Here is a 14,995-nt window from a genome sequence, read left to right as displayed (position 1 = left end):
TAGATATTAGATATGATAAGGTTCTCAAAAGAATAAAAATCGTAGATTTTTAAAGAGCTTATGTGAACTTTTATGCGCAAAGTATTTAAACTTAAAAAATCACTAAAGTATTTAAAATAAATCTTTTGTACCTCCGTGGTTTAATAAAAAAGTTTAAACAGCTTTAGTATATGCTAATTTACCTTTTCTTTTTTCCCTATCTTTAATATCATAATCTTAACAGCACTCAGATGTTTAAAGAATTCTTTGATCAGTTTCCCTATATCCTGCTTGGGCTTGAAGTCTTATATCTTTTGGGAACGGTCTTTCTTGCCGGTAAGATCATTATGGATACACGAACGACCAGCAAAACGCTGGCTTATCTCATGCTCATCATCTTTCTGCCTGTAGCAGGAATTATTATCTACTTTGTATTTGGAGTCAATTACAGGAAAAATAAATTTTACACCTTTAAAATAGAACGGAATGAACAGGTATACCGTACAGTGGCCGGATATATTCAAAAGACCCATGACAAAACACTTGAAGAACATAAAGAAGAAGTCTGGAACTTTATCACAACGGTTAACTTTCTGTATCACGCTGCCCGTTCTCCGTTATCGCAGGGAAATCACACCGAAGTACTGGTAAACGGAGAGGAAAAGTTTGCCAAAGTGTTTGAGGTGCTTGGAAGAGCCAGGCATCATATCCATCTTGAATACTATATTTATGATAACGATGAAGTAGGGAACAGGCTTGCTGATCTTCTGATAAAAAAAGCAGGAGAAGGTTTAAAAGTGCGTTTTCTTTATGATGATATGGGAAGCGGAAAGATAGGGAAGAAACTATTAAAAAGACTTAAAGAAGGTGGTGTGGAAGTATCTCCGGTAAATAAAATTACCTTCAGAATTCTGGCCAACAGGGTGAACTACAGAGACCATAGGAAAATCATTATTGTGGACGGATCTGAAGTCTTTACAGGGGGAATCAACGTGTCAGATAAATACATCAATCCCAATCCTAAACAGTATTGGCGGGATATACATCTGTACATCAAAGGAGAAGCAGCTTTTTACTTCCAGTTTCTGTTTTTAAGCAGCTGGACTTTTGCCACGGAAAAGTTTCCGGAAATTTCACAGGATTATTTTGATTATAAAACCATTGGCGGAGGCAGTTCATTGGTACAGACAGCAGCCAGCGGGCCGGATACTAAGCCTTCCATTATGCTGAGCACCCATTCGGCCATTCTCGCGGCCAAAAAAAGAATCTATATGGTTACTCCTTATTTCATTCCGGTAGAAACAGTGCTGGATGCCATTAAACAGGCAGCTGTTTCCGGTCTGGATGTAAGGCTGATGGTTCCGAAGTCAGGAGATTCCGTCATTGTGAATGCAGCGGCTTATTCCTATTACGAGGAACTTTTAGAGAATAATGTCCGGGTTTTCTTTTATAAAAAAGGGTTTATTCACGCCAAAACCATGCTTATCGATGATAATTTTTCAAGCATTGGAACAGCTAATATGGATGTCAGAAGCCAGGAACTGAATTTTGAAGTCAATGCATTGGTATTTGATTACAAGATCAACGAAAAACTTCACAGCATTTTTCTCGAAGATATGAATGACTGTGAAGAGATTTTTCTAGATACATGGCGAAAAAGACCTAAATATAAAGTCTTCTTTGAACATCTGGCAAGGCTGCTTTCTCCGCTTATATAAAAGGCTTTACTTTTGAAAGGTGTTCAATCGCTTTTTCTAGGGTTTCCTGTTTTTTTGCAAAACACAGTCGGATTACGTGGTCATTTCTCTTATTCTGATAGAACGATGAAAAAGGAACACTGGCTACTTTATGACGGATGGTAAGCTCGCTGGCAAAATCAAAATCATTCTGATCTGAAATGGCATCGTATTTTACCGCCTGAAAATAAGTGCCTTCACAGTCGAGAAGCTTAAAAGAAGTTCCGGCCAGTCCCTTTCGCAAAAAATCTCTTTTTTCCTGGAAAAACGCGTTCAGGTGAAGATAATGTTCATCATTTTTCATGTATTCTGCCAATGCCAGCTGGATGGGAGTATTTACACAGAAAACATTGAACTGGTGTACTTTTCTGAACTCATCAGTCAGGTTTTTGGGAGCGGCACAATAACCAGTTTTCCACCCTGTAACATGGAAAAGCTTTCCGAATGAAGCTACCAAAAGGCTTCTTTCTTTAAGTTCAGGATATTGGCAGATGCTTAAATGCTGTTTCCCGTCAAAAACAATATTTTCATATACTTCATCACTCAAAATAAGAATGGAAGTTCCTTTTACGAGTTGGATAAGTTCCTGCAGATCTTTTTCCTTTAAAATCTTTCCTGAAGGATTATTCGGGTTATTCAGAATAATCATTTTAGTTTTTTCACTTACCAGTCCTTTTACAGCTGCCCAGTCGATTTCATAATCCGTAGCTTTCATTTCAAAACGTTTGACAATGCCACCAAAAAGTTCTACTGTTGGTTCATAACAATCATAAGCCGGTTCAAAAATGATCACTTCATCATCTTTTTTCACAAAAGCAGCAATGGCTGTAAAAATAGCCTGCGTACCACCTGCGGTAACGGTTATTTCGGAATCCGGATGATAAACGGCTCGATGGCTGTTCTCTATTTTTCTGGCAATTTCTTCCTTCAATACCGGCATTCCTCCCAACGGGGCGTATTGATTAAAGCCTTTTTTAACAAAATAATCTACATGATCCAGCAGTTCAGAATCCGGCATAAAATCCGGAAATCCCTGAGACAGATTAATGGCTTCATTTTCATTGGCCAATTGAGTCATCTGGCTGAAAATAGTAGTTCCTACATTGGAAAGCTTTGATAAAGGAAGTTGTATCATAAAACGATTTTTATTGAAATCGAATTTAATGAAATATTTAGATTGACAACATGAAAAAATTGAACGTTTCCGGGATTTGCAGAATTTTTATGTCGAGCTAAATAAAAAAACAGTAGAAATTCTAAGATCTCTACTGTTTTATATCGGAACTTTATGATGTCTTGTGCTTTTTTACAGGTTTTAAGTTCCGTATTATCTATTTTGAAAGAATTAAACTTACTTAAATTTCGGGATACATTTCATTCATTATTCTTTAATTAGTTTGTGTACAGCAGATGCTCCCTGAGTGTCTTGTACTTTCACGAAATAAACACCTGTATTCAGTTTATTAATATCCAGAGTAATGGTGTTTTTTCCAGAGTCTGCTTTATGGGAAGAATTCATGGCTGTTTTTCCAAGCATATCTGTAATGGTAATAGCAATCGTAGTTTGAGATTTACAGTCAGTTGTTAATATAATATGATCTTTTGCCGGATTAGGCGTCATTGTTGAAAAGATACTGGCAGGAATTTCTTTAGGTATGGTAGGGCTTGGAGGGGTTTTATCCATGCCGAAATATTCATTCTCTTTACTGCTTTTCAACATCTGTGCACCATTCCAGAAATAATGCTGCATAAATCCGTTATTTCCTCTGTAGAATAAGACGTTTCCGGGGCCTTTGCCTATTGAACCTGCTACATTATGGGCATTTGGAGTTTGCAGGCTGGTTTCAATCCAGTCATGTACCCATGTATTATTACTGCCCAGATAATACAGGTGCATTTTTGCATCAATACCACGGTAGAAAATCTGGTTTCCTTCTCCGGCAGTAATGTCCCCATATACTTTAGCATCATTGTTGCCCCCTAACCATTGATGCTGCCAAGATGTATTGTTCCAGTAATACCTGTGCATATTGTTATCGGTTCCACGGTAATAAATCGTATTATTATTGTCTTTATCAATACTTATTGCTCCTGCTGCATTTTGTATGTTATAAGAAGAAGAAGCATTGCTTCCGGCCGGGTCTACATAGGCATGTACCCATGCGTTATTACCCCAGTAATACATTTGCAGCTTTCCGTCCCCGCCTCTGTAAAATATCTGAGCACCGTTGCCCACAACCACATCTCCTGCAATTTTAGTGTTGTTGCTGACAGATCCCGAAATGTCACCAGAATGCCATGCATTATTACTCCAGTATAAAATGTACAATTTATCGTTCGTTCCCCGATAATAGACACTATTGTTTTCGCCCAGTGCCAGACTGTGCGGTGCAGAGTGAACAGCACCTCCTACAACACCATGCTGCCAGGAATTATTCGCCCAGTACATTGTTTGTACATTACCATTCATACTGCGGTAAAAGATCTGGTTTCCTAAACCTACGGCAATATCACCACCAACCAGATTTGAATATGAATTATTAGGCTGAATAGTAGCGTGCTGCCAGCCGTTAGAAGTCCAGTAATACATCTGAACCTGACCGCTAAGAGCTCTGTAGAATATCTGGTTGCCCAATCCTACGTGTACACCATCGTAGTCACCGCTTTGCATTTTTCTGCTATTTAGATTGGTCGGAAATTTATGATGTCTCCATCCGGCAGGAATAAGCCCTTGTATAGACATTTGATTGGTATTATTGGGGTCTAAATGATCTTTAAGGCTTTGGTTGGATGCCCCTGCATAATTCCAGGATGCAGATAAACGGCCGAAGTGAGAAATATTATTAGGCGGACATACATATATAGGTTTCCGTTCACCAAAAAAACCATAGTCATATCCGTTAATTTTGGTTGCTGTTGTGTGGCCTACGATCCTTCCATTCTGATTAAACAAGGGAGACCCTGATGAACCTCCTTCTATGGTACCGCTATCAGGCCATGATTCCCACATAGTACCAGCGTACCAGGCTAATACGGGAGAAGTATTAGGTGCTATAATATCATTATCCAACGTTATTTTTTTAGGATTTCCCTTAGGATGATGAATAACAGCACCTTTTTTAGGATTATCTTCAGATCTGTCCCATCCAGGGAAATAAGGTCTGTAAGAAGAGGGCATTCTGTCGTTTAGTTGAAGAAGAAGCATATCGGCGTAATTATTGGAGCTTATCAGACTGGCTCCTGATATTTTGATGACATCATCATTCTTTCTGTAATCCCGGTTACTGCCATTACATTCTTCTTTTTCATGATTGAAATAAAAAACACTATTCTCCGGGCTGTTAAATAATCCGTAGCAATGCGTAGCGGAAAGGAAAAGAGATCGTCCGTTAAAGGCTGTATTATTAATCAGGGAACCTGAACAAAGCCCTTGCCCTCCTATAGTAACCAGAGCAACAGCTCTTTTATGCGTTTGCCATTCATTGCCAGCGCTGCAGTTAATATCATTATGGCATTTCAGAATTTTTCCAGGGGCTGCAGTTCCGCTTGCCAGCTCAAATACATCTAAGAAATCATGGGATACACTACCAATGGTAAAATAAGAATTGTTTTCCTGATAGCTGCTTCCTTTAATAACCAATTCTACAATAATACTGCTTCCTGGGATCAGTTCAGTAGGATATATACCACTTTCTGTATTATAAGTATGAGTTACTGGACCTACAACATAGCTCATATCCTCATTATAAAGGAAAAGGCTGCTCTCCTCCGGAAGACGCATATTTTTAAATATAAGCATCATAGAATAGGCATCTTTTGAGGTGATTCTGTACCGCCATACATGCAGGTCATTTAGTTTTTCCCACTTCCCTGAATTCAATGTTGTGATATCAGTATCAAATCTTTTGGCAAAAAGTTCTGCTCCCGATTCCTGCTGATTATATTCCTCATAAGTTTCCGCGATACTGAAAGCAGGACATTCAAAAGTGCTTATATTATCACTTAATCCATCATAAACTGTTGCTGTAGGGTTGAGCAGGGCTTCCTGAGCCGATAGAGTATTACCCCAAAATATGAATAGAATCAGGGCAATACTCTTATTAAAAAGAATAAGTTTTGTTTTCATGTTTTTATTTTTAAGTGGTTGATATGGTATGTTACTAAAAAACAGATCTCAAACCGGGGAACGAGATCTGCTTTTTTATTTCGGAACCTCCCAGCCGTTATTGGGAAGACCATTATTAGGTGGTGTATAATACGTACTGTTGATAGGATATGCGGGTGTTACAATCGGAGTAACTGGTGGAGTATAGGCCGGATTACCAGGTGTAATACTGCCATTACAGCCTTTAATGGAATTCATCAGACTTTTTTTCAGAGCCTTTTCCGTTATTTTTTTCATAATAATATTTTTATTGATTAGTATGACTAAAATAGAAAAGACTCCGTTGAAAAAGTATTTATAACTAATAAGTGCGACGGATGAGCAAGTAAGTGCGTCGTAAAATAAGACTAGTCCGTTTTTCCTATTCTGTAAAGGAAATCATTTTTTCTGCGGTATGAGACATCCAGTACGGAGCAGTCGCTCATCACCACCTGTCCGCCCCGGCCTTTAATGTATTCCTGCAGATGGGCAATATTAATAAGATGCTTGTGATGAATTCTGAAAAAATTATGCTCCAGAAGAACCGCCTCAAACTCATGCAGGGTCTTAGATACCATGATTTTAATTTTATTGGCGAGATGAAAGGTTGTATAGCTTGAATCGGCCTCACAGTGGACGATATCGGAAATATCCACTATTTTGAATCCCTGCAGAGTAGAGAGGATGATTTTATGATCCTGAAGCACTGTATTTTGGGCAGGCTGCATTTTTTTTATATTGTCAAGAGCTTTATTAACCGCAATAATAAAATCAATTTTTTTAATAGGTTTCAGAAGATAGTCTGTGGCTCCGTTTTTAATGGCCTGAATGGCAAAATTTTCAAAAGCGGTAATGAAAATAATCTGAGAGGTAATTTCTTTAAATTTAGATAACAGATCGAAAGCAGTACCGTCACTCAGCCGGATATCAAGAAATAAAATATCCGGTGAATTTTTGGTAAGATAAATGTAAGCTTCTTCCACACTGGAGGCCTCAAAACTGATCTGGATTTCCGGGAATTCTTTTTTTAATAACAGGGAGACATAATCTCTACCGTGTTTTTCGTCATCAATGATGCAAATTTGTGTTTTCATAAGGCGTAATGTAAAGTTTTATCTGGGTGCCCTGCTTTCCGTATTTTTCAGAAAGATTAATGACTTCCAGGATAATATTGGTTTCAAAAAGCTGTTTAAAAGTCTGGATTCTTTTTTTTGATAATTTTAATCCAAAGGAATTTTCATCGGCGGAAGATTCGTTTTTAGACTGGATTCCCCGGCCATTATCTTCAATCGTTATGCAGAGGGTAGAATCCGTATGATCAAAAGATACCCTGATGAAACCTTTTTCAGATCTTAAACCGGAAATCCCATGCTTGATCGCATTTTCTACAAAAGGCTGAATGAGCAGTGAAGGAATCACCCAGTTTGTGTTTACCCCTTCGGACAGATGGATTTCATAATCGAAAAGTTCGTTTTGGCGAAGCTTCTCCATATCCATATATAGAGAGAGATATTCTACTTCCTCGCGGATAGGCATGAAGGTTTTTTCAGAATAATGAAGTGTTTTCCTGATCAGCTGGGAAAATATATCCAGATAATTTTCAGTTTCCTCATAATCTTCTTTAAACAGCAGATACTTAATGGAATTCAGGCAGTTATAAATAAAATGCGGGTTGATCTGCGCTTTAATAGCCTGCAGTTCAAGTTGTGCAATTTTCTTCTCATGATAGAATTTTTCCAGCTTTTTATTACGTTTTTTCTGCAGATAAGAATTAATCAGAGCAGATAGAATAATTGTGACGATGGCGGCCAGCAATAGTTTAAACCACCAGGTCTGCCAGAATTCGGGTTTGATTTTAAAAGCAAAATCTGTAGAAGCATAAGACTGCTTTCCATTATAGCCTAACCCGTAAACCCGCAGGACATAATCTCCAGGAGGTATAGAGCTGAATATGAGTTTTGAGGAATTACTTATTTGCCAGGTGTCATTAAGCCCTTCAATCTTATATTTATAGCTTATCTTTCCCTGGGAGGCATAATCAAGAAAACTGAGGTTGAAAATGACCGTATTATTGGTATGGGCAGTCAGGTTTTCCTTTGGATTGTGATATTCATTATCTTCAATGGTTACAGAATTGATAATGACCTTTTTATGAATGGATTTCTCCTGAGCCAATAATTTTTTTATCGGGAATATTCCCAATCCTTTGGAGGTGCCAATAAAAATGGTATCATTTTTTATAACAGAACCGGCAACCGCATTAGACGGAAGACCATCGGTTTGGGTAAAGTTATTGATTCGGAGATTGTTTTCTGTTAATTCAATTCTGGAGATCCCGGAATTGGTGCTTGCCCAGAATGTATTTTCATTTTCTATTTCTATTTTCTTGACCTGGTCATTAATCAGCCCGTTGCTTTTTTCAATCTTTCTTATAATCCCTTTATCATTGAAAATAATAATCCCGTTGAGGTTGGTAGCGCCCAGATAAGTGTTTTCCCGTAATTTTTTGAGATCTGAAAAATAATACCCTTTTAAAAATGAGGTCTTTTTTTTCGTTTTGATATTGAATTTATACAGATCGCTGAAACTGCCGACGAATAAATTATCTTTATCGTAAGGCAGAACCGTATAGGTACGTTCACTGAAAAGGGTAGTTAATTTTTCATTTTTTAAATTATACACCATCAGATCATTAGCCGTACAGAAAAATACAGAGTCAGACGTATAGGGGACAATATTTTTTATATTATAGAATAGCTGTTTATTGGTGTTTTTAGAAAAATTATGAATGATAATTTTAATTGAAAGTCCAAAAATAGCGGTATTATGGTTGATATAGACTGATCTATTCTCATCCTTATTATCCTTATCCAGCGTCATATCCTGTATTTTGCCATTCTTATCAATAATGGCCCCGTAAGAACTGTTGTATCCCAAGATAATCCTATCATTATCTTTCGCGATAGCCTTAATATATTCGGAGTTGTTTTTTACCAATAAATTGATATGGTTGGTAAAAAGAGATTTTGTGATAAAAAAAACACCGTTGTTTCTGGAATTGAACCATACATTATCATCCTTATCTACCAGGACATTATTGATGACATAATTGTTTAATATTTTTACAGGTGGTGGCAGATTTTTTTTATTGTCAAGTAAAGATTGGTTGAAGTAAAGAACCCCGCCGTTTTGAAGATTGAGCCAAAGCTTGTTGTTTTTATCAATAACACCATAGAATATTTTTTCTTTTGTATCATAAGACAGGATTTTCTTGAGATGAAACGGATCGGACTGCTGGTAAATATCAATCTTTCCTTTGTTATTAAAAACCAGGAAATTATCTTTTTCACAAATCAGACCTGCCTTATCTGCTTTTATAGTCCTTTTTTTTCCGCTGACGATATTGTACACCAGAATTTCAGTTTTTAGGCCATCATGCAAATAGAGATTGTGAGTTTGAAAGTCAAATTTTACAGTTCCAAATGTTCGTGTATAGTCCAAAGGAATGGGGATTCTTTTTACTTTCCCATTTTCATAAATAAAAATATTCTGAGGATTAGTATATCCATATAAATAAAGCCTGTTTCCGTCACGGGTGATTTTTGGGATAGTACCTGAAAACTGATTTTTTATATAATCATTGATATTCAGATTGATCATCTTGCCATTTTTTAAATAAGCAAAGTCATTCAGAAAGGGGAGGATGAAAACCTCGCCATTGGGAAGAGGTTCACAGGAAATGATGTCAACGTTTTTTAATCCCTCTTTTTTCCCGTATTGTTTGAACTCTTTCCCGTCAAATCTGAACAACCCGTTATCACTGCCAATCCAGATAAAACCATTTTTATCCTGCCTTAGATGATAGGTGTAAGAGCTCTCTAACCCATCTTCTTCAGTATAGTTTACCATCCCGGGAATCTGTGCTGAAAATAAAATCAGGACCGCCGGAAAAATAAAATAAAAGCAAAAAATAAATCTTTTTATCACGCGATGTTGAATAATAATGTAAATATATAATATGATAAGTTAATAAACACAAGGTTTAGGGTTGAATATTCAAAAAATCAGCTTGAAAAAATTCGGATAATTTTAGACAATTTCGTACTTTTGTATGTTTGCTGAAATCATATATGTCACAAGAAATAAATCCAACCTACTCAGAAGATAATATCAGAACCCTCGATTGGCAGGAACACATCCGTTTGCGTCCCGGAATGTACATCGGGAAACTGGGGGACGGTTCCTCCGCTGATGACGGTATTTATATCCTCCTAAAAGAAATTCTGGACAACTCTATTGATGAGTTCAGAATGAAATCAGGGAAAAGAATTGAAATAAAACTGGATGACGGAAAAGTTACGATCCGTGACTTTGGCCGTGGAATTCCCCTGGGAAAGGTAGTAGATGCCGTTTCTAAAATGAATACGGGAGGAAAGTACGACAGTAAAGCCTTCAAAAAATCTGTAGGTCTGAACGGGGTAGGTACTAAAGCCGTTAATGCCCTTTCAGATTACTTCCGGGTAAGATCTTTCCGTGACGGAAAAATGAAGATGGCTGAATTTTCCAGAGGTCTCATCAAAGAAAACTATGATGAAAAAGAGACTTCGGACCGAAACGGAACCGAAATTTCCTTCATTCCTGATGGAGATATCTTCCTTCATTTCAAATACAGAAAAGAATATATCGAGAGAATGCTGCGCAATTATGCGTATCTGAATCCCGGACTGAAAATTCTTTTCAACGGAGAAACCTATTATTCTGAAAACGGACTTAAAGACTTACTTGAAGAAGAACTGGAAAGCGAAATTCTATATCCTATCGTTCATTTGAAAGACAATGATATAGAGCTGGCCATTACCCATTCTGATAAATCCCAGACAGAGACCTATTTTTCTTTCGTAAACGGACAGAATACCACACAGGGGGGAACGCATCTTAATGCCTTCCGTGAAGCCTATGTAAAAACAATCCGTGAGTTCTTCAATAAAAGTTTTGATGCTTCAGATATCAGAAAATCCATTATTGCGGCTATCTCCATCAATGTAGAAGAACCGGTATTTGAATCACAGACCAAAACAAAGCTAGGATCTAATGATATGGGACCAAACGGGCCAACCGTAAGAACTTTTATCATTGATTTCCTGAAAAGCAAGCTTGATAATTTCCTTCATAAAAACCCTGAGATTGCAGAAGCGATCCAAAGAAAGATCCTCATCTCCGAAAGAGAAAGAAAAGAACTTTCCGGAATTCAGAAACTAGCAAGAGAAAGAGCTAAAAAAGTATCTTTACACAACAAAAAACTGAGAGACTGCAGACAGCATTATAACGATCAGAAGGCTGAAAGAAAAGGAGATACCCAGATATTTATTACAGAGGGAGACTCTGCATCCGGATCCATCACAAAATCAAGAGATGTAGAAACCCAGGCGGTATTTTCTCTTAAAGGAAAACCATTGAACTGCTATGGCCTGACCAAAAAAGTAGTATACGAAAATGAAGAGTTCAATCTTCTTCAGGCGGCTCTAAATATTGAAGAAAGCCTGGAAGACTTAAGATACAACCAGGTAATTATTGCAACCGATGCCGATGTGGATGGAATGCACATCCGTCTGCTGATGATTACATTCTTCCTGCAATTCTTCCCGGATCTAATCAAAAACGGACACCTCTACATTCTGCAAACCCCACTTTTCAGAGTAAGAAACAAAAAAGAAACAAGATACTGCTACTCAGAAGCGGAAAGGATAAAAGCTCTGAACGAATTAGGCAAAAATCCTGAAATTACCCGATTCAAGGGACTTGGTGAAATCTCTCCTGATGAATTTAAGCACTTCATCGGAAAAGATATCCGCCTGGAACCTGTAGTCGTAGGTAAAGACCAGACCATAGAGCAGCTGCTGGAATTCTATATGGGAAAAAATACTCCGGACAGACAGGTATTCATCCTTGAAAATCTGGTAGTAGAAGACACTGATATTGATAAAAAAGAAATCTTAGACGAAGCAGCAACCAGCTAAAAGCTGACAACCAAAGACACCAAACACCAAAATACCAAAATGAGACTAAGCAACCGCAACAAAGCATCTGTTTATAATTTTGTAAACACATTGCTGCTGATGATGGTCGTATTTGGAATCACTGCATTTTTATTAAATGAATACAGATTTCAGGCTGTAGGAAAGATAAGCTATCTATTGCTGATCGTTCCCATTCTAATCCTGGGAGTGTTTTATCTGAACGGAAGGCAGATTTTTGAATATGACAGCGACGGCGAAGCGCTGAACTTTAAAAACAGGAATATCATTCCTTTTTTGGATAAGCCTCTTCATGATGAATTTCCAAAATATAAACTGATAGAATATGAGATCGTGAGTATTTTCTTCCTCAAAAGATTATACGTAAAGATTACCAGTAAGAATAACGGTTCTACCATGCTTAAATATGATATCTCATATTTAACCAGAAAAGAAGTAAACGATTTAAAACTCTCTCTGAATAAAGTAGTAAAAACCAATAAAGAGAAAAACGATTAAAATAACAGATGACGACAGAAGAATTCTCCCATGAGGGCGAGAGCTTAAAGAAAGTCTCCGGACTTTATAAAGACTGGTTTCTGGATTATGCTTCCTATGTAATCCTTGATAGAGCCATCCCTTCAGTATTTGACGGTCTGAAGCCGGTACAGAGAAGGATCATGCACTCTATGAGGGAGCTGGAAGACGGGCGCTACAATAAAGTGGCCAATATCGTAGGAAACACCATGAAGTATCACCCTCACGGTGATGCCTCCATTACCGATGCCATGGTGCAGATCGGGCAGAAGGAACTCCTGATCGATACCCAGGGGAACTGGGGAAATATCTATACGGGAGATTCTGCGGCAGCAGCGAGGTATATTGAAGCCAGGCTGACCCCTTTTGCACTGGAAGTGGTCTTCAACCCTAAGACAACAGAATGGGCAAAGTCTTATGACGGGAGAAATAATGAACCCATAGACCTTCCCGTAAAATTCCCGTTACTTCTGGCTCAGGGAGTAGAAGGAATTGGAGTAGGGCTTTCCACAAAGATCCTTCCGCATAATTTCAATGAACTGATTGCCGCATCTGTAGCTCACTTGAAAGGAAAGAAATTTGAACTGTTTCCTGACTTTCTGACGGCGGGTTATCTGGATGTTTCAGAGTATAATGACGGGCACAGAGGCGGAAAAGTAAGAGCCAGAGCCAGAATTACCCAGACGGATAAGCATACTCTGGTTATCTCCGAGCTGCCGTTTTCCAAAACGACGAGTGACCTGATTGATTCTATCCTGAAAGCCAATGAAAAAGGGAAAATCAAAATCAAAAAGATTGAAGATAACACCTCAGATGCAGTCGAGATTCTTATCCATCTTCATAACGATGTTTCACCGGATAAAACAATTGATGCCCTGTATGCATTTACAGACTGTCAGGTAACGATTTCTCCGAACGCCTGCGTGATTGTTGGGGATAAACCAATGTTCCTGAATGTTTCAGAGATCCTGAGAATGAACACGGAGCACACCGTTTCGCTTCTTAAAAAAGAACTTGAAATAGAACTTCATGAGCTTCAGGAAAGCTGGCATTTCTCTTCTCTGGAAAGAATTTTCATCGAAAACAGAATTTACCACGATATTGAAGAGGTAAAAAGCTGGGATGAAGTACTGAAAACCATTGATGAAGGATTGAAACCTCATACCAAGCACCTTTTAAGAGCAGTAACAGAAGAAGATATTGTAAAACTTACTGAGATCAGAATCAAGAGAATTTCAAGATTCGATTTAGATAAATTTAAAGAAAATATAGCCGCCCTTGAAGGTAAAATAGAGCAGGTTAAATTCAATCTTGGCAACCTGATTGCTTATGCTATTGATTATTATCTGAACATTCAGAAGAAATACGGAAAAGACAGGCAGAGAAAAACAGAGCTTAGAATTTTCGATACCATTGATGCAACAAAAGTAGCCGTAGCCAATGAAAAATTCTATGCCAATTTTGAAGAAGGCTTTATCGGAACATCCCTTCGAAAAGATCAATACATGTTCGACTGTTCAGATATTGATGATATCATTACATTCAGGAAAGACGGAAGCATGAAAGTGGTAAAAGTGGAAGCCAAAACCTTTATCGGAAAAGATATTCTGCACGTTGCAGTCTGGAAGAAAAATGATAAGCGTACCGTGTACAACATGATTTACCGTGAAGGAAAAGAAGGACCGTATTATATGAAACGTTTCTTTGTTACTGCGGTAACACGAAATACGGATTATCCGCTGGCTTCTGATAAAAAAGGTTCGGAAGTCCTGTATTTCTCAGCCAATCCTAACGGTGAAGCTGAAACAGTGACTGTATTGCTGAAACCAAATCCAAGAATCAGAAAGAATAAAATGGAGATTGATTTCTCTGATCTTGCCATTAAAGGAAGAGATTCCAAAGGAAATCTGGTGACGAAATACTCCGTAAAGAAGGTTGATATGAAAGAAGAAGGCGTTTCTACACTGGCTCCACGACGAATCTGGTTTGATGATACAGTGAGAAGACTGAATGCCGATGGAAGAGGAACCCTGCTGGGGAGCTTCAAAGGTGATGACCGAATTCTTACAATTAACACCAACGGTGAAGTAAAATTGGTCTCTTTCGATCTTGGTAACCGTTTTGATGACGAATATCTGGTTCTGGAAAAATGGAAGCCGCAGCAGCCGGTAACCTGCATCTATTATGATGGAGAAAAAGATATTTATTTCATCAAAAGATTCCTGCTGGAAAATACAGTGAATGTACAGACCTTTATGCCGTCTGAACATTCCAAATCCTTTATCGAGAATGTAATTGTAGCGGATGGAGCTTCAGCTGAGATCATTTTTGCCAAAGACAAAGGCAAAGACCGAGATCCTGAAATGATTAATATCGATGAGTTTATTGCTGTAAAAGGAATAAAAGCCATCGGAAACCAGTTTACAAAATTTAAAGTAAAAGCCATTAATATTACCATTCCTGAACCTCCTGAAGAAGAACCTGAAGTGTATGAAGAACCTGAAACCGGAGACGGGATTGTGGATGAAGACGGAGGGGTTATTGGAGATTTGTTCCAGGACGGTGAATCTGAAAATTAAGAATTA

At 37.9% G+C, this 14,995-nt stretch carries 9 protein-coding genes; 4 read left to right on the top strand and 5 right to left on the bottom strand.

All coding sequences use genetic code 11. The annotated features are described in order from the left end of the window. Nucleotides 1-230: 230 nt before the first annotated feature. Complete coding sequence (gene cls / locus FW768_RS04720; RefSeq protein ID WP_153393071.1) at nucleotides 231-1,697, top strand: cardiolipin synthase; 1,467 nt, start codon at nucleotides 231-233, stop codon at nucleotides 1,695-1,697. Here cls and FW768_RS04715 read toward each other — a convergent pair. The 5 genes from FW768_RS04715 to FW768_RS04695 form a co-directional block, all read right to left on the bottom strand. Further along, nucleotides 1,690-2,850: a methionine aminotransferase gene (locus FW768_RS04715; protein WP_153393068.1), complete on the bottom strand. Its 1,161-nt coding sequence runs from the start codon at nucleotides 2,848-2,850 to the stop codon at nucleotides 1,690-1,692. The two genes, cls and FW768_RS04715, sit on opposite strands and share 8 nt — an antisense overlap. A 246-nt stretch (nucleotides 2,851-3,096) precedes the next feature. Continuing rightward, nucleotides 3,097-5,841, bottom strand: a complete 2,745-nt coding sequence (locus FW768_RS04710; protein ID WP_153393065.1) for a T9SS type A sorting domain-containing protein — start codon at nucleotides 5,839-5,841, stop codon at nucleotides 3,097-3,099. A gap of 75 nt (nucleotides 5,842-5,916) precedes the next feature. Further along, complete coding sequence (locus tag FW768_RS04705) at nucleotides 5,917-6,117, bottom strand: hypothetical protein (RefSeq protein ID WP_153393062.1); 201 nt, start codon at nucleotides 6,115-6,117, stop codon at nucleotides 5,917-5,919. A 110-nt stretch (nucleotides 6,118-6,227) separates the two neighbouring features. Next, the gene (locus FW768_RS04700; protein WP_153393059.1) at nucleotides 6,228-6,953 is read right to left on the bottom strand and encodes a LytR/AlgR family response regulator transcription factor; all 726 of its coding nucleotides are present in this window, start codon (nucleotides 6,951-6,953) and stop codon (nucleotides 6,228-6,230) included. Further along, nucleotides 6,928-9,768 carry a sensor histidine kinase gene (locus FW768_RS04695; RefSeq protein WP_153393056.1) on the bottom strand — a complete coding sequence of 947 codons (2,841 nt, stop codon included), beginning with the start codon at nucleotides 9,766-9,768 and terminating at the stop codon, nucleotides 6,928-6,930. The genes FW768_RS04700 and FW768_RS04695 overlap by 26 nt, the downstream gene beginning before the upstream one ends. Nucleotides 9,769-9,989: 221 nt before the next feature. On the opposite strand from FW768_RS04695, the gene FW768_RS04690 reads away from it, so the two are divergent. From FW768_RS04690 to FW768_RS04680, 3 genes are read left to right on the top strand one after another with little or no spacing between them, the layout of a single operon-like run. Further along, entirely contained in the window at nucleotides 9,990-11,876 is a 1,887-nt protein-coding gene (locus tag FW768_RS04690) for a DNA topoisomerase IV subunit B (protein WP_153393053.1), read from the top strand. Nucleotides 11,877-11,915: 39 nt separating this feature from the next. Next, the gene (locus FW768_RS04685; protein WP_153393050.1) at nucleotides 11,916-12,392 is read left to right on the top strand and encodes a hypothetical protein; all 477 of its coding nucleotides are present in this window, start codon (nucleotides 11,916-11,918) and stop codon (nucleotides 12,390-12,392) included. 8 nt (nucleotides 12,393-12,400) lie between these two features. Next, nucleotides 12,401-14,989: a DNA gyrase/topoisomerase IV subunit A gene (locus tag FW768_RS04680; protein ID WP_153393047.1), complete on the top strand. Its 2,589-nt coding sequence runs from the start codon at nucleotides 12,401-12,403 to the stop codon at nucleotides 14,987-14,989. Nucleotides 14,990-14,995 lie beyond the last annotated feature (6 nt).

This window comes from Chryseobacterium vaccae, assembly GCF_009602705.1.
In the GTDB taxonomy this organism is placed as follows: Bacteria; Bacteroidota; Bacteroidia; order Flavobacteriales; family Weeksellaceae; genus Chryseobacterium; species Chryseobacterium vaccae.
The sequence above is the reverse complement of the archived record's forward strand: the minus strand, read 5'-3'. Positions and strand labels throughout refer to the sequence as shown.